Source organism: Chelativorans sp. ZYF759 (genome assembly GCF_012911015.1).
Classification (GTDB): domain Bacteria; phylum Pseudomonadota; class Alphaproteobacteria; order Rhizobiales; family Rhizobiaceae; genus ZYF759.
Genome location: NZ_WVVV01000015.1, coordinates 60365 through 74586, shown reverse-complemented (window position 1 = coordinate 74586; position 14222 = coordinate 60365). Strand labels below are relative to the sequence as shown.

Here is a 14222-nt window from a genome sequence, read left to right as displayed (position 1 = left end):
GCATGACGTCCAATGCCACCAGCAGGAGGGTCGGCTGGGCCCTGGCAGCACTTGCAGCGCTGGCGCTCGGCGCCCCCGGCCTGTCGCCCGGTCCAGCCCTGGCACAGGCGCAGCCCCAGGTGACGCAGGGTCCGAGCTCGGTGGCCGACCTGGCGGAAGGGCTGCTCGACGCGGTGGTCAACATCTCCACCTCGCAGTCGCGGGGCGGGGGCGGCGGCTCGCGCAGCGCGCCCACGCCGCCGCAGCTTCCCGAAGGCTCGCCCTTCCAGGATTTCTTCGAGGAATTCTTCCGCGATCGCGGGGAGGGCGGGCAGGCGCCCGGTCGTCCCATGCAGTCGCTGGGCTCGGGTTTCGTCCTCGATGCCGAGCAGGGCATCGTGATCACCAACAACCACGTGATCGCCGATGCCGACGCCATCGAGGTCAACTTCTCCGATGGCTCGTCGCTGCCGGCCGAGCTGGTGGGTGCCGATCCGCAGACCGACCTTGCAGTGCTGCGCGTCGATCCGAGCGCGCGTCCCCTGTCGGACGTCGATTTCGGCGATTCGGACGCGATCCGCATCGGCGACTGGGTGATGGCGATCGGCAATCCGTTCGGCCTTGGGGGATCGGTGACAATCGGCATCGTCTCGGCGCGCGGGCGCGACATCCGCTCCGGCCCCTACGACGACTTCATCCAGACCGATGCCGCGATCAACCGGGGCAATTCCGGTGGGCCGCTTTTCGACATGGACGGGCAGGTGATCGGCATCAACACCGCAATCATCTCACCGACCGGCGGTTCGATCGGTATCGGTTTCGCCATTCCCTCCGCACTCGCCATGACGGTGATCGACCAGCTCGTCGAATTCGGCGAGACGCGGCGTGGCTGGCTCGGGGTCCGCATCCAGCCGGTGACCGAAGACATCGCCGAGAGCCTCGGCCTGGAAACGGCCAACGGCGCACTGGTGGCCGGCATCGTTCAGGGCGGACCAGCCGATAACGGGCTCATCCAGGCCGGCGACGTCATCATCTCGTTCAATGGCCGCGCCATACGCCAGATGCGCGATCTGCCACGCATCGTGGCCGAAAGCCCGGTCGGCCAGACCGTCGACGTGGTTCTGGTGCGCAATGGCGAGGAAGAAACCGTGCAGATCACGCTCGGGCGGCTGGAAGATGCCGATGCCGCCTCGCTCGACGTGCCCGAAGGCGAGGAACCCGACGTGGCTCCGTCCCCCGATGCGGTCGATACTGCAAGCATTCTCGGCATGACGGTGGCCGAACTGAGCGAGGACCTCAGGTCCAGCTTCGACATCGGCGCCGACGTGCGGGGCGTGATCATCACCGAGATCGAGGAAGGGTCGGCCGCCGAGGAACGGGGCATCCAGCCCGGCGAAGTGATCACCGAGATCGCGCAGGAGGCCGTGTCGACACCGGAGGACGTGACGCGGCGGATCGCTGCCCTGCGCAACCAGGGGCGCCGCAACGCGCTGCTGATGCTGTCCAACGGATCGGGCGAGCTGCGCTTCGTGACGCTCAGGATGGAGTGAGGCGGGCCTGAATGCGAATTGAAAAAGGCGGGCTCAGCCCGCCTTTTTTCTTGTGCGCCAGGCGCTTGCATCAAGCCGATAAAGTACATGCCGCTTCAGATGCGGATGGGTGTCGGGAACGTTCGGGTGGTCGAAGTCGCCCGTGGGATCGGCCACCATGCCGATGCGGCGCATCACGGCCGTGGAGGCGTGGTTGTTCCAGACCGCGAAGGACACGATCTCGGGGAGTTCCAGATCCTCGAAGCCGAAGGCCAACAGGCGCTCGGCTGCCTCAGTGGCATAGCCCTTGCCCCAGAAACGCGGCGCAAGTCGCCAGCCGATCTCGACACAACCCTCAGCCAGGGAAGGAACGATCCCTGTCGGCATCAGGCCCGCGAAGCCGATCGTCTCGCCGGTCTCCTTCAGCTCGAGCGCGGCGAAGCCGTAGCCGCGGGTCGCGATCTCCGCGCGGATGCGATCCATGAATTCGTCCGACTGCGCGCGGTCGCGGCGGAAGGGGAAAAACGCCATGACGCGGTCGTCGGAATTGATCTCGAAAAAGAGGTCGCGGTCCTGATCTTCCCAGTTGCGGATGATCAGCCGGCCGGTCTCGATCGGTTTCATGCGACGAATTCGTCGCGCCGGTAGCCCTGCATGTAGAGCAGCGCCGTCAGGTCGCCGTGGTCGATGCGGTGGGGGGCGGCAGAGGCGACGGAGGGTTTGGCGTGGAGGGCGACGCCCGTGCCGGCGAGCTGCACCATGTCGAGATCGTTCGCCCCGTCGCCAACCGCGATGGCATCGCCGGGAGACAGGCCGAGACGGGCGGAGACGGCGCGCAGGGCCTGTGCCTTGGCGGCGCGGCCGAGGATGGGCTCGGCGACCGTGCCAGCGAGCCTGCCCTCTGCCTCGATCAGAACATTGGCCTGGTGCTCGCGAAAGCCCAACATGGCGGCGATGCGGGTCGTGAAGGTGGTGAACCCACCTGAAACGAGCAGGGTGAAAGCGCCCGCCGCATTCATGGTCGCCACCAGTTCCCGGCCTCCGGCCGCCAGCGTGATGCGCTCGGCGATCACCTGGTCGATGACGGCAGCTTCGAGCCCGGCCAGAAGCGCCACACGCTCGCGCAGCGCGCCCTCGAATTCGATCTCGCCATTCATCGCGCGGGCGGTGATCGCGGCCACATGTTCCTTGAGGCCGGCCATGTCGGCAAGTTCGTCGATACATTCCTGATCGATCATGGTGGAATCCATGTCGGCGATCAAAATCGCACGGCGCCGGTCGTCGGCCGCCTGGACCACGCAATCGACTGGCGCGCCGTCAAGGGCCGCGTTCAAGGCCGCGAGCGCCTCGCCCTTCGCCATGCCGCCCGGGACGGGCAGGTCGCAGGCGATCTCGGGGGCCAGCCAGTCGTGCCGGGTTGCGCCGATGGCGCGTGCGGCCTTATCTGCGAGCGGCTGCGAAAGCGCGCGCTGCGCCTGGCTGGAGATGAGGGTTGCGACGAGTGGCATGGAGAATGACGGTCCGCGAGCATGCTTGAGAATGCGATCCTGATAGCGGGGCCGACGGCGAGCGGCAAGTCGCGGCTGGCACTCGACCTGGCGCGGCGGAGCGGCGGGACCATAATCAACGCCGATTCGATGCAGGTCTATTCGATCCTGCGCGTCCTGACAGCGCGCCCGGATGAAGCCGACATGGCGGCGGTTGCGCATGCGCTCTACGGGCATGTCCATCCGGGCGAGGATTATTCGACGGGACGCTGGCTCAGGGAGGTCGAAGATCTCCTCGGTTCCGGCCGGCTCGAGGGCGGGGCGCCGGTCTTCGTCGGGGGCACGGGGCTCTATTTCAGGGCTCTTCTGGAGGGGCTGTCGCCGATGCCGGACATACCGGACGAAATCCGCCAGCGTTGGCGCGCGCAGCTGCTCGCCGAGGGCGCAGCGTCGCTGCACGCGACGCTGTGGCAGCGGGACCGAGCGGCCGCGGAGGCGCTTCAGCCCCAGGACGGGCAGCGCATCGTGCGTGCGCTGGAGGTCGTGGAAGCCTCCGGACGGTCGATCCTCGACTGGCAGGCGCAGCGCGGGCGGCCGCTGGTCGATGCCGCCAGCGCGCGGTTGCTGGTTCTGGAGCCCGATCGGGCAGCGGTGGTGGCGCGCATCGAAAGCCGTTTCGACCGGATGGTCGAGGCGGGAGCGATCGAGGAGGTGCGCGCGCTTCTCGCGCTCGGCCTGTCGCAGCGCATGCCGGCCATGAAGGCGATCGGCGTGCGCGAGCTGGCGGGCGTGCTCGAGGGCGCGATGACACTTGCGGATGCAATCGCGAAGGCCAAGGCCGCGACGCGGCAATATGCCAAGCGCCAGTCGACCTGGTTCCGCAACCAGTTCGGCACGGCGTGGCAGCGAATTCACGCGCCCGACGCGCAATATCCATTGGTTTGAAGCAATCAGTTAACCGGCCCGAAAGAGCGGAAGTGGTGTATTGGCCCATGCACCGGGTGGGGGAGTTTGATGCGGTTTCACAAGGCCGAGACGGCCTTTTTTGTCTTTATCGCGGTCGTCTTCCTCGCCGGCGTCGTGATTCTGCACGCCTACAGCCTGCACAAGCCGGCGGTGGGGGCGGGCATACCGGCGTCGCTCGACCAGCATCTCTTCGCGGCGGCCGTGCTGATCGCCACGGCGATCCTGTTCGGGGTCTTCTTCATCTATCCGATCATCCGGACCCAGGTGCGCGAGGAGGGCAAGCTCAGGGCGATGACGGCGGCCCTCAGTCATCGCTCGGAGACGCTGCAGCAGGCCGCCCTGACCGATGCGCTGACCGGCATGCAGAACCGGCGCTATTTCGATGAAGCGCTGCGCGAGTATCTGGACGCGTTCAGAAGCGTCGACAAACCGCTCGGCCTGCTGATCCTCGATCTGGATCACTTCAAGCAGATCAACGATACCCACGGCCACGACGTGGGCGACCAGGTGTTGCGCGAGGTCGGGGTCAATTTGCGCGCCGTCACGCGCTTCCATGACGTGCTCGCGCGACTGGGCGGCGAGGGGTTCGCGCTGGTGGTGCCGAACCTGAACGAGGCGGAACTGGTCGACTTTGCCGGCCGAATCCGAAACGCCGTCGCGCAGGTCCTGGTCACGACGCCGCGCGGGCGCATCCGCGTGACCGCCAGCATCGGCGCGGCGGTGTGGGATGGTCGCGAAAACGCCGAAGAGTTCTTCCGGCGCGCCGACACGCGGCTTTACGAAGCCAAGCGAAGCGGGCGCAACCGCGTCTCGGCCTGACGGCACATCCTTTGCCGCGGGCTTTGCCCGCAGCCTCCTGGACTATTCGTAGAGCCTGCGGAAGGCGTGATCGTCCTCTCGACGAAGTGCCAGCCTTTGCTGGGCTTCGGGGCGCGCCGCAACGGCCTGCGCAATCCGCGCCGCATCATCGGCAGGTGGTCCGGGCATGGGGACCTGCTCCACCACGCGCCCGACGGTGCGAAGGCGAGAAACGATCGAAAAGAGATCGACGTCGTCGCCATCGGACATGATCTCGACGGCCTCGCGCTTCGATGCCGAGCCCGGCAGGAGCGCTGCGTCCATCTGCTCGAAGCGCAGGCGGGTGGTCGTGGCCACGCCCTCGCCGAAGGCGATCGCCTCGCGCTGACCCATGGCCGACAGGAAGGAAAGGGTCGAGGCGGAGGAGTCCGCGATGGCCGAACGGATGATCTCCTGGTCGCGCTCATTGGCCAGTCGCATGGCAAAGATCGTCGAGCACTGGGACAGGACGGTCGGGTCGAGTTCGCCGGGGCGCTGGGTGATGACGCCGAGGAAGCAGCCATATTTGCGACCCTCCTTGGCAATGCGCGATAGGGCGTGGCGTGTCGGCGCGAAGCCCAGCGAGGGATCCGCCGGCATGTAGCGGTGGGCCTCCTCGCACAGCACCAGCAGCTTCAGGCGGCCCTGGCTGCCGCGCGCAATGTCGAAGGCCAGCCGCGAAAGCACCGAGCAGACGGAGTTGACGACCTCGGAGGGCATGCCCGCGAGTTCGAAACACGTGATCGGCCGGTTCTCGTGAGGAACGCGGAAGATCCTGCCGATCGTCTGGTGGATATTGTCCTCGATCAGGCGCGAGGCGAACATGAAGCGATAGCGCGGATCGGCCATGGCGGCCTCGATGCGGATGCGCAGCGATCGCAGGAAAGGTCGTTCCGCCTTGGCCTCCAATATGCCGATCCGGTCATCGATGAGACGCAGGATGTCGGCGATCCGGTAGGGGACGGGCGTGTCGGCCGTGAGGGAATGCGGGCCGCTGGAGCGCTTGACGACGGGGCTTGTGGCCGCCGATCCGTACATCTGCTTGGCCATCGGGATGTAGTCGCGCAGGAGGTCGACCTCCTCCGGCACCGCCTCGCGGCCCCGGAACAGAACCTCGACGAATTCCTCGAGGCGGAAGAGCCAGAAAGGGAGTTCGAGGGTCGAGGTATCGATGCGTATGGAGTTTTCGGGAAACGCCGCGGAGAATTCGTTGTGGGGATCAAGGATGAGGACGCGCAGGTCGGGGCGGGCAGCCACCGCCTTGCGCACGAACAGCGAGACGGCCGTCGACTTGCCCACGCCGGTCGTGCCGACGATGGCGAAATGGCGGCTGAGCGTGTCGTCGATGGCGATGCGCGCTTCGATGGACCCATCCTGGGAGAGATGGCCGATGGTGACGGCATTGCGTCCGCCCAGTTCGTAGACGGCCGCGAGATCCCTGGAGCGGATCCGATGCGAGATGGCGCCGACATGGGGATATCGCGTGATGCCGCGGTCGAAAAAGGGCTGTCCCTGAGGCGTGTCGCGAACCTCGCCGATCAGTTCCACGTCCACCATGATGGGATTGTCCTCGCCCTCCACCCAGGCGCCGGACGGCGATTCAATCTTGTAGACCAGGCCGACGGTGCGGATGTCGCCCAGATTGATCGACACCAGTCTGCCGACGGTCCAGAGGCCGGCTTCCCCCGCTTCGTCCGCATGCGAGAAGGCCGACATGCGCGCGCGCGCGCCATCGCATTGCACGACGCGACCGAGCACCCGCGCGCTGGGCTGCCTCGTATCGCGGCGTTCCTGGCTGGTTTCCTCGCCGAGCGTGCTCGCGCGCTCTACAAACATGCACTGTCCCCTTCACGTCCCCCCCGAAACCCGAAGCCTAACGGGATGGGGTTAAACGGTCGTTCGAAGATGTGGTTGAGGACAGGTTAAGCGATTGCGGCAAACACCGGGTTTCGCGCAGGCACAAAAGAACGTTGACGAGCGGCACGCGGACACTTAAGTTGCCGCGCCATGAGCAAGACCATCATTCTCGTAGTAGGAAAGCGCATGGGCAAGGCGGCGTAGCCGCCCGGCGACAGCTCCCCATGCGCGAAAAAGCAGGCTCCTTCGGGGGCCTTTTTTGTTGCCCGAACCAGAATTACGCATCAAAACGCCGCAGGCGCAGGAAAGACGGGAAGAGACCGATGAACAGCGGGAAGAGCGAGACCGGACGACGCGAGATGTCTGGAGCCGAGATGGTGGTCCAGGCGCTGAAGGACAACGGCGTCCGCCACATCTTCGGCTACCCCGGCGGTGCGGTGCTTCCCATCTATGACGAGATTTTCCAGCAGGAGGATGTCGAGCATATTCTCGTGCGCCACGAGCAGGGGGCCGGCCACGCGGCCGAGGGCTATGCGCGCTCGACCGGCAAGGCCGGCGTCATGCTGGTGACCTCGGGCCCCGGCGCCACCAATGCGGTGACCGCGCTCCAGGATGCGCTGATGGATTCGATCCCGCTGGTCTGCATCACCGGCCAGGTGCCCACGGCGCTGATCGGTTCCGACGCCTTCCAGGAGTGCGATACGGTGGGCATCACGCGCCCCTGCACCAAGCACAACTGGCTGGTCAAGGATGTCAACCAGCTGGCCGCGGTGCTGCACGAGGCGTTTCACATCGCCACGACGGGGCGCCCGGGACCCGTCGTCGTCGACATTCCCAAGGACATCCAGTTCGCGATCGGCATGTACACGCCGCCGCAGACGGCGCCCCGCACCAGCTACCAGCCGAAGATCCAGGGCGACCTGGAGCAGATCAAGGCTGCGGTGGCGCTGATGGCGCAGGCACGCAAGCCGGTGATCTATTCGGGCGGCGGCGTCATCAATTCGGGTCCCGAGGCCAGCCATCTGCTGCGCGACCTAGTCGAACTGACAGGCTTCCCCATCACCTCCACGCTGATGGGGCTGGGCGCCTACCCGGCTTCCGGCGCGGCCTGGCTCGGGATGCTGGGCATGCACGGCACCTACGAAGCCAACATGGTCATGCATGATTGCGACGTCATGGTGTGCATCGGGGCGCGCTTCGACGACCGCATCACCGGCAGGCTCGACGCCTTCTCCCCGCATTCGCGCAAGATCCACATCGACATCGACCCGTCCTCGATCAACAAGAACGTTCATGTCGACGTGCCGATCCTGGGCGATGTCGGCCGGGTGCTGGAGGACATGGTCCGGCTGTGGCGCGCCACGGTCAAGGCCGACAAGAAGGCGCTCGCGCCCTGGTGGGAGCAGATCGAGAAGTGGCGTGCCCGCGACTCGCTGGCCTACAAGCCCAATGACGACGTCATCATGCCGCAATATGCCGTCCAGCGGCTCTATGAGCTGACCAAGCACCGCAAGACCTTCGTGACGACCGAGGTCGGCCAGCACCAGATGTGGGCGGCCCAGCATTTCGGTTTCGAAGAGCCGAACCGCTGGATGACGAGCGGCGGGCTCGGCACCATGGGTTACGGGCTGCCAGCCGCGCTTGGCGTGCAGATCGCCCATCCCGACGCGCTGGTGATCGACATTGCGGGCGATGCGTCCGTCCAGATGACCATGCAGGAGATGTCGACGGCGGTGCAATACGAGGCGCCGATCAAGATATTCATCCTCAACAACCAGCATATGGGCATGGTGCGCCAGTGGCAGCAATTGCTGCACGGCAACCGGCTTTCGCATTCCTATACGGAGGCGATGCCCGATTTCGTGCTCATGGCGCAGGCCTATGGCTGCCACGGCATTCGCTGCGACAAGCCTGGGGACCTGGACGATGCGATCCGCGAGATGCTCGAGGTCGACAAGCCGGTCCTTTTCGACTGCCGCGTTGCCGCGCTCGCCAACTGCTTCCCCATGATCCCGTCGGGCAAGGCCCACAACGAGATGCTCCTGCCGGACGAGGCGTCGGACGAGGCGGTGGCCAATGCCATCGACGCCAAGGGCAGGGCGCTGGTGTAGCTGTCCAGCCAGGAAATCAAGCAGGACAGCCAGGACCTTATCGCAACATTTTCGAGAAGTGATTCACCCATGAACGCCCAACTCCAGCCCACCGGATCCGCCTATTTCATCTCCAAGGAGGTGGCGAAACCCGAGAAGCACACATTGTCGGTGCTGGTCGACAACGAGCCGGGCGTGCTGGCGCGGGTGATCGGGCTGTTTTCGGGCCGCGGCTACAATATCGACAGCCTGACGGTCTCGGAGACCGAGCACGAGAAGCATCTCTCGCGCATCACCATCGTCACAAGCGCGACCCCGCAAGTGCTCGACCAGATCCGCCACCAGCTGGAGCGGATCGTGCCGGTTCACCGGGTGGTCGACATGACGATCGCGGCCGCGGAATACGGCCATGACCGACCGCTCGAGCGCGAACTGGCGCTGGTCAAAGTGGCGGGCACGGGCGATGCCCGCGTCGAGGCATTGCGGCTGGCGGAAGCCTTTCGCGCCAATGTGATCGATGCCAATACCGGGCATTTTGTCTTCGAACTGACCGGCCGTGTCTCCAAAATCGAGCAGTTCATCGCGATCATGAAGCCTCTCGGGCTTGTCGAGGTGTGCCGGACGGGCGTGGCCGCGCTCAATCGCGGCCCGGAAGGCATGTAGGCCACCTTCCCGCGCAGTCTCATCCGCAGAGCCGTCTCTTGCCTGGGCCAGCCCTTCGGCCGGGCTGGTCGATCATCCGTGCCGACAAACAGGTCATGATTATCGACCTCAACAGGACCACCCCATGTCCGCCGACATTTTCGCAGCGCTGGTCGCCTTCGCCTTCGTCTCCTCGGTCACGCCGGGGCCGAACAATTTCATGTTGCTGGCATCGGGGGTGAATTTCGGTTTCCGCCGCACCGTCCCGCATATGTTCGGCATTGCGGGCGGGTTCGCCTCGCTGCTTCTGGCGGTGGGCTTCGGCCTGGGCGCGCTCCTGGCGGCGTTTCCTACCCTGCATCTGGTGCTCAAGATCGCCGGCGGGGCGTATCTGCTCTATCTCGCCTGGCGGATCGCCATGTCGCGGTCGCTCGACACCAAGGAGGGCAAGGACGGTCGTCCGATGACCTTCCTCGAGGCAGCCGCCTTTCAATGGGTCAACCCGAAGGCCTGGATGATGGCGGTCACCGCGATGGCGATCTACACCAGCCCGCAGGCGCCCGTCGTCTCGGTGCTTCTCGTCTCGATTGCCTTCACGCTGGTCAATTTCCCGAGCGTGTCCATCTGGGCTGGCTTCGGCACCGCGATGCGCGGCTTTCTCGCCGACCCGGTTCGCCTCAAATGGTTCAACATCGCCATGGGGCTATTGCTGGCAGCAAGCCTGTGGCCGATGCTGAGGTGATGCTTCAGGCGCGCCTGGTGACCAGGGCCTGGCCCGTCGGCAACTCGATGATGCCCTCCGGCCGGTCGGCGAAGAACTCGTCGAAGGCGCGCCGGGCGCCGGGGCAGCGGGCCGAGCCATAATCATCACAAACGATCATGCCGTGCGGCTGGAGACGTTCGAAGAAGAAGGCGAGGGCATCGCGCGTCGGCTCGTAGAGATCGACATCGACATGGACGAGCGCGAAACGGCGATCCGCAATGGCCGGGAAAGTGTCGGGAATCCAGCCGACATGGAAGGAGACATTGTCGAAGGCGGCGAGGTTGCCGCGGGCCAGCGCTTCGTCGGTCGAAAGATCACCTTCCTTCCAGCCGAGCGTGCCGTCCGGGCGGCGGTCGAGCTCGCCCGGGCTCGACAGTCCGGCGAAGGAATCGAAAAGATGATAGGTACGCGGCCGCTCGTCGGCTGCCAGCATGAAGAGGGCGGAGCGGCCCTGCCGCACGCCGCATTCCGCCACATCGCCCTCGACATTCGCGAGTGACCTGATGCAGCTCTGCAGCACGAAGGAGCGCGGATCGGGGATGCCCTTGACGCCCGCCGCCTTCTCGCGGCCCTTGCGGAAGAAGGGCTGGTCCTTCCAGACCATGTGGGGCGAGTAGACGTGGAAACCGTGGCGCTCCCCCTGGGCAGCGGCGATTTCGTACCAGGCGCTGTCGCGGCGCCTGCGCGATCCGAAGACGGCCTGAAATGCGTGCCTGAGCTTCATCGAACTACCTTCATGGTTCCAAGGGCGGCCATAGCGTCCGGCGGCGGCGCGTGCAAGCCAGCGGCCCGTCAATCCCGGCCGTAAAGGCGCAGGCCCACCTGCTCGGAAAGCGCTTGCTCCGTTGTCCAGAGATGCGGGCGCGCGCGCAGCTGCTCGAAGGCGAACAGGTCCTCCTCGATCTGCTTGCGGGCCCGGTTGCGCTCATCATAGGAGTGGCCGGAGGAGATGGAGAACCCGCATATGTAGATTTCGGGAACGCCCACGAACAGGCCGTAACAGACCGCCGCGACGCCGGTCGTCGCCTTTCCCAGGTCGCCGACGCCACCGAGCGGTTTGCCGACGATTTCGTCGACGATGGCCTCGCGCTCCTCGCGGCTCCAGCGGCGCAGGGCGCCGACCCTGGCCTTGGTCTTGCGAAAGATGTGCCAGCGCATGCGCAGCAGCGAGCCTGGATGTACCCACAGCATTGCCCGCGTGCGCAGATCGGGATGCTCCGCCCACGGCTTCGCTTCGGTGCGGATCGTCAGATCGGCGGCGCCGAGCCCCAACGCATCCGCGGTGCGGCCCGCATTGTTGATGTCGATGCGCGCACAGCGTTGGGCAAGTTCCATCGGCAGGGTGGGATCGGGTGCCGAGCCGAAGATCAACCAGGGCCGGTCCAGGAGGCCGCGCCGGCGCAGCCATTTGCGATGCTGCCGACGCAGCTTGTCGAGGTGGTCGTTGTCCAATGGCTCGCCGTCCGGTTATCAGCCTTCCCGTGCCGCATGTGCGAGGGCGCGGTCAAGGTCGCGCGCGCATTTCGATGAGCCGAAGCAGTGGCGGTCGAGCTGCCGCCGGTGGGGCCCCTGCGGAACGCTCAGAGGCGGGCTTGCCCCCCAGCGGAGAATCCGTCACTGAAACGCGATGAAATTCTCGCCGCAACAGGACGAAGCGCTCAAGGCCGTCGCGCGATGGCTCAAGGCTCCCGACCGGCAGCTCTTTCGGCTGTTCGGGTATGCCGGCACGGGCAAGACCACGCTGGCGCGCCATTTCGCGGAAGACATAGACGGGCATGTGCAATTCGCCGCCTTTACCGGCAAGGCGGCACAGGTGCTGCGGGCGCGCGGCGCCACCAATGCGCGCACGATCCACTCGCTGATCTATCGCCCGCGCGGCGAGGAGGCGATCGAGGACGAGATGACGGGCAAGACCTCCGTCTCGCCCACCTTCTCGCTCAACCGGCAGAGCCCCATCGCCAAGGCCAAGCTGGTTGTCGTGGACGAGTGTTCGATGGTGGACGAGGCGTTGGGTCGCGATCTCCTGAGCTTCGGCACGCCGATCCTGGTGCTGGGCGATCCAGCGCAGCTGCCGCCGATCTCGGGCGGCGGCTTCTTCACCGAGCACGAGCCGGACCATCTGCTGACCGAGATCCATCGCCAGGCCCGCGACAACCCGATCCTGCGCCTGGCGCAGGACGTGCGCGAGGGCCGCGAGTTCATGAAGGGCGATTACGGCACCGCGCAGGTGATCGGGCGCGAGGACGTGAACAGCGAGCTGGTGCTGTCGGCCGATCAGGTGCTGGTCGGGACCAACCGGACGCGGCGGCGCTACAACCAGCGCCTGCGCGAATTGAAGGGTTTCGACGGAATGCTGCCGCAGGCGGGGGACAAGCTGGTCTGCCTGCGAAACGATCCTTCCAAGGGGCTGCTCAACGGCTCGCTGTGGAAGGTGATGACGGCCTCGCGCGAGACGGTGAAGCCGGGCATCAATCTGCTGGTCTCGCCCGAGGAGGACGATCCCGATCGCGGCGTCTCCAAGATCAAGCTGATGAAAGCCGCCTTCGAGGATCCCGACGCCGACATTCCGTGGCAGCAGAAGAAGCGCTATGACGATTTCGACTTCGGCTACGCGCTGACCGTGCACAAGGCACAGGGCTCGCAATGGGACGAGGTGGTGCTGTTCGACGAGAGCTATGCCTTCCGCGATACGCGCCAGCGCTGGCTCTACACGGCGGTCACACGCGCGGCGGAGCGGCTGACGGTGGTGCGGTAGGTCAATCGGTCGGGGCGGCGCCGAGCCAGGCCCAGGCGTCCGCCTCCTCTTCAGGGGCGAAATCGCGGTGATCCACATCGGAGGGCAGGCGCAGGAAGGTGCGGGAGTCCCACAGGTCGCCGGTCGAACCGATTGTCGCGCAGCGACGCACATGGCCCCGGGCATGCTCACGGACCTCCTCGGTCGTCTCGCGCGACAATCCCTGGGCGTCGACGCCCTCGAAGTCGGTCAGCCTCACGAGAAGGTCGAGCTGGTCGTGCAACGCATAGGCGCCTTCCATCAGGCCATAGAGGTTCTCCACGTCCGCCGAGGTCACATAGCCCGAAACCTCGATGGCAAAGACGTCCGAGCGGTCGGTGTCGATGCGGCGGAGGGCCGGGATGCGATCGAGCGGATGAAGCGACATGAGAATCCTCTTTGAGCCGGTGGACCAAGACTAACCCTCTCGTGAACACGGGAAAACCCTGTTCGTTCCACGAGACGGGCGCTAGAACCGGCAACATTCGTGCGAGAAAGGCAGAACCTGGATGCCCGCCCAACTCTCAGTCAATCTGAACGCGGTCGCGCTTTTGCGCAACCGTCGCGACCTGCCATGGCCGAGCGTGACCGTCCTGGGGCGTATCGCTCTTGCGGCCGGGGCGCACGGGCTCACCGTTCACCCACGACCGGACCAGCGGCATACACGTTTTTCGGACCTGCCCGACATCCGCGCCCTCATCGACGACGAGTTCCCGCAAGCCGAGTTCAACATCGAGGGCTATCCGACGGACGACTTCCTGGCGCTGGCTGAAGCCGCCGAACCCGAGCAGATCACGCTGGTGCCCGACGATCCCGAGCAGCCGACCTCGGACCATGGCTGGGACTTCCTTGCCCATCGCGACATGCTGAAGGCGAAGGTGGCGCGGTTGACGAAGACCGGCGCGCGGATTTCGCTGTTCTGCGATCCGGATGCCTCCGAGGAGCAGCTTGAGGCCGCCAAGGCCACCGGCGCCGATCGGGTGGAACTCTATACGGGTCCCTATGGCGCTTGCCACGATGATTCCGCAAAGGCCGCCAGGGAGCTGGAAAGGCTCGGGAAAACGGCGGGGATGGCGAGGGCGATGGGGCTCGGGGTCAATGCAGGCCATGACCTGACGGTGGCAAACCTGCCGGCGCTGGCGCGCGCGATACCGACGCTGGCGGAAGTCTCGATCGGGCATGGGCTGGCCGCCGATGCGCTGGAACATGGCATGGCGGGGACGGTAAGGCGGTATCTAAAGGCGCTCCAGGGATAGAACCGCGCGCCGACATGGTTAATGTCGGGATTGGTCAATCCTT

At 65.9% G+C, this 14222-nt stretch carries 14 protein-coding genes; 8 read left to right on the top strand and 6 right to left on the bottom strand.

Annotated features, from left to right (window positions below):
* Positions 1-2: 2 nt before the first annotated feature.
* On the top strand, positions 3-1529 hold the full coding sequence (locus GRZ55_RS19120; RefSeq protein WP_169288558.1) for a DegQ family serine endoprotease: 1527 nt from the start codon (positions 3-5) through the stop codon (positions 1527-1529).
* Between the two features lie 33 nt (positions 1530-1562).
* Here GRZ55_RS19120 and GRZ55_RS19115 read toward each other — a convergent pair whose 3' ends face one another.
* Positions 1563-2132, bottom strand: a complete 570-nt coding sequence (locus GRZ55_RS19115) for a GNAT family N-acetyltransferase (protein ID WP_169288557.1) — start codon at positions 2130-2132, stop codon at positions 1563-1565.
* Positions 2129-3016 carry a phosphoserine phosphatase SerB gene (gene serB / locus GRZ55_RS19110; protein WP_169288556.1) on the bottom strand — a complete coding sequence of 296 codons (888 nt, stop codon included), beginning with the start codon at positions 3014-3016 and terminating at the stop codon, positions 2129-2131. Before serB ends, GRZ55_RS19115 begins: the two co-directional genes overlap by 4 nt.
* 21 nt (positions 3017-3037) lie before the next feature.
* On the opposite strand from serB, the gene miaA reads away from it, so the two are divergent.
* Positions 3038-3940, top strand: a complete 903-nt coding sequence (miaA, locus tag GRZ55_RS19105; RefSeq protein ID WP_169288555.1) for a tRNA (adenosine(37)-N6)-dimethylallyltransferase MiaA — start codon at positions 3038-3040, stop codon at positions 3938-3940.
* Between the two features lie 69 nt (positions 3941-4009).
* Positions 4010-4780 carry a GGDEF domain-containing protein gene (locus tag GRZ55_RS19100; RefSeq protein WP_169288554.1) on the top strand — a complete coding sequence of 257 codons (771 nt, stop codon included), beginning with the start codon at positions 4010-4012 and terminating at the stop codon, positions 4778-4780.
* A 42-nt stretch (positions 4781-4822) separates the two neighbouring features.
* Here the strand turns inward: GRZ55_RS19100 and GRZ55_RS19095 are convergent, their stop codons facing one another.
* Positions 4823-6634, bottom strand: a complete 1812-nt coding sequence (locus GRZ55_RS19095) for an ATP-binding protein (RefSeq protein WP_169288553.1) — start codon at positions 6632-6634, stop codon at positions 4823-4825.
* Between the two features lie 344 nt (positions 6635-6978).
* Between GRZ55_RS19095 and GRZ55_RS19090 the strand changes: the two genes are divergently transcribed.
* The 3 genes from GRZ55_RS19090 to GRZ55_RS19080 all read left to right on the top strand — a co-directional run bounded on the left by GRZ55_RS19090 (position 6979) and on the right by GRZ55_RS19080 (position 10129).
* On the top strand, positions 6979-8766 hold the full coding sequence (locus GRZ55_RS19090; RefSeq protein WP_169288552.1) for an acetolactate synthase 3 large subunit: 1788 nt from the start codon (positions 6979-6981) through the stop codon (positions 8764-8766).
* A 69-nt stretch (positions 8767-8835) separates the two neighbouring features.
* Entirely contained in the window at positions 8836-9408 is a 573-nt protein-coding gene (ilvN, locus tag GRZ55_RS19085; RefSeq protein ID WP_169288551.1) for an acetolactate synthase small subunit, read from the top strand.
* 124 nt (positions 9409-9532) lie between these two features.
* The gene (locus GRZ55_RS19080; RefSeq protein WP_169288550.1) at positions 9533-10129 is read left to right on the top strand and encodes a LysE family translocator; all 597 of its coding nucleotides are present in this window, start codon (positions 9533-9535) and stop codon (positions 10127-10129) included.
* A 4-nt stretch (positions 10130-10133) separates the two neighbouring features.
* Here GRZ55_RS19080 and GRZ55_RS19075 read toward each other — a convergent pair whose 3' ends face one another.
* Both GRZ55_RS19075 and GRZ55_RS19070 read right to left on the bottom strand, forming a co-directional pair.
* Complete coding sequence (locus GRZ55_RS19075) at positions 10134-10874, bottom strand: TylF/MycF/NovP-related O-methyltransferase (protein ID WP_169288549.1); 741 nt, start codon at positions 10872-10874, stop codon at positions 10134-10136.
* A 68-nt stretch (positions 10875-10942) separates the two neighbouring features.
* Positions 10943-11602 carry a hypothetical protein gene (locus tag GRZ55_RS19070; RefSeq protein ID WP_169288548.1) on the bottom strand — a complete coding sequence of 220 codons (660 nt, stop codon included), beginning with the start codon at positions 11600-11602 and terminating at the stop codon, positions 10943-10945.
* A gap of 175 nt (positions 11603-11777) precedes the next feature.
* Between GRZ55_RS19070 and GRZ55_RS19065 the strand changes: the two genes are divergently transcribed.
* Positions 11778-12905: an ATP-dependent RecD-like DNA helicase gene (locus GRZ55_RS19065; protein WP_169288547.1), complete on the top strand. Its 1128-nt coding sequence runs from the start codon at positions 11778-11780 to the stop codon at positions 12903-12905.
* Position 12906: 1 nt separating this feature from the next.
* Here the strand turns inward: GRZ55_RS19065 and GRZ55_RS19060 are convergent, their stop codons facing one another.
* On the bottom strand, positions 12907-13311 hold the full coding sequence (locus tag GRZ55_RS19060; RefSeq protein ID WP_169288546.1) for an STAS/SEC14 domain-containing protein: 405 nt from the start codon (positions 13309-13311) through the stop codon (positions 12907-12909).
* 121 nt (positions 13312-13432) lie between these two features.
* Here GRZ55_RS19060 and GRZ55_RS19055 point away from each other — a divergent pair, with 121 nt between their 5' ends.
* Positions 13433-14179, top strand: a complete 747-nt coding sequence (locus tag GRZ55_RS19055; protein ID WP_169288545.1) for a pyridoxine 5'-phosphate synthase — start codon at positions 13433-13435, stop codon at positions 14177-14179.
* Positions 14180-14222: the final 43 nt, after the last annotated feature.

What these genes read in the sequence shown, in the direction of transcription:
- GRZ55_RS19120 (WP_169288558.1), top strand. Translation starts at nt 3, where the DNA reads ATGACGTCCAATGCCACCAGCAGGAGGGTCGGCTGGGCCCTGGCAGCA.
- GRZ55_RS19115 (WP_169288557.1), bottom strand. Translation starts at nt 2,132, where the DNA reads ATGAAACCGATCGAGACCGGCCGGCTGATCATCCGCAACTGGGAAGAT.
- serB (WP_169288556.1), bottom strand. Translation starts at nt 3,016, where the DNA reads ATGCCACTCGTCGCAACCCTCATCTCCAGCCAGGCGCAGCGCGCGCTT.
- miaA (WP_169288555.1), top strand. Translation starts at nt 3,038, where the DNA reads ATGCTTGAGAATGCGATCCTGATAGCGGGGCCGACGGCGAGCGGCAAG.
- GRZ55_RS19100 (WP_169288554.1), top strand. Translation starts at nt 4,010, where the DNA reads ATGCGGTTTCACAAGGCCGAGACGGCCTTTTTTGTCTTTATCGCGGTC.
- GRZ55_RS19095 (WP_169288553.1), bottom strand. Translation starts at nt 6,634, where the DNA reads ATGTTTGTAGAGCGCGCGAGCACGCTCGGCGAGGAAACCAGCCAGGAA.
- GRZ55_RS19090 (WP_169288552.1), top strand. Translation starts at nt 6,979, where the DNA reads ATGAACAGCGGGAAGAGCGAGACCGGACGACGCGAGATGTCTGGAGCC.
- ilvN (WP_169288551.1), top strand. Translation starts at nt 8,836, where the DNA reads ATGAACGCCCAACTCCAGCCCACCGGATCCGCCTATTTCATCTCCAAG.
- GRZ55_RS19080 (WP_169288550.1), top strand. Translation starts at nt 9,533, where the DNA reads ATGTCCGCCGACATTTTCGCAGCGCTGGTCGCCTTCGCCTTCGTCTCC.
- GRZ55_RS19075 (WP_169288549.1), bottom strand. Translation starts at nt 10,874, where the DNA reads ATGAAGCTCAGGCACGCATTTCAGGCCGTCTTCGGATCGCGCAGGCGC.
- GRZ55_RS19065 (WP_169288547.1), top strand. Translation starts at nt 11,778, where the DNA reads ATGAAATTCTCGCCGCAACAGGACGAAGCGCTCAAGGCCGTCGCGCGA.
- GRZ55_RS19060 (WP_169288546.1), bottom strand. Translation starts at nt 13,311, where the DNA reads ATGTCGCTTCATCCGCTCGATCGCATCCCGGCCCTCCGCCGCATCGAC.
- GRZ55_RS19055 (WP_169288545.1), top strand. Translation starts at nt 13,433, where the DNA reads ATGCCCGCCCAACTCTCAGTCAATCTGAACGCGGTCGCGCTTTTGCGC.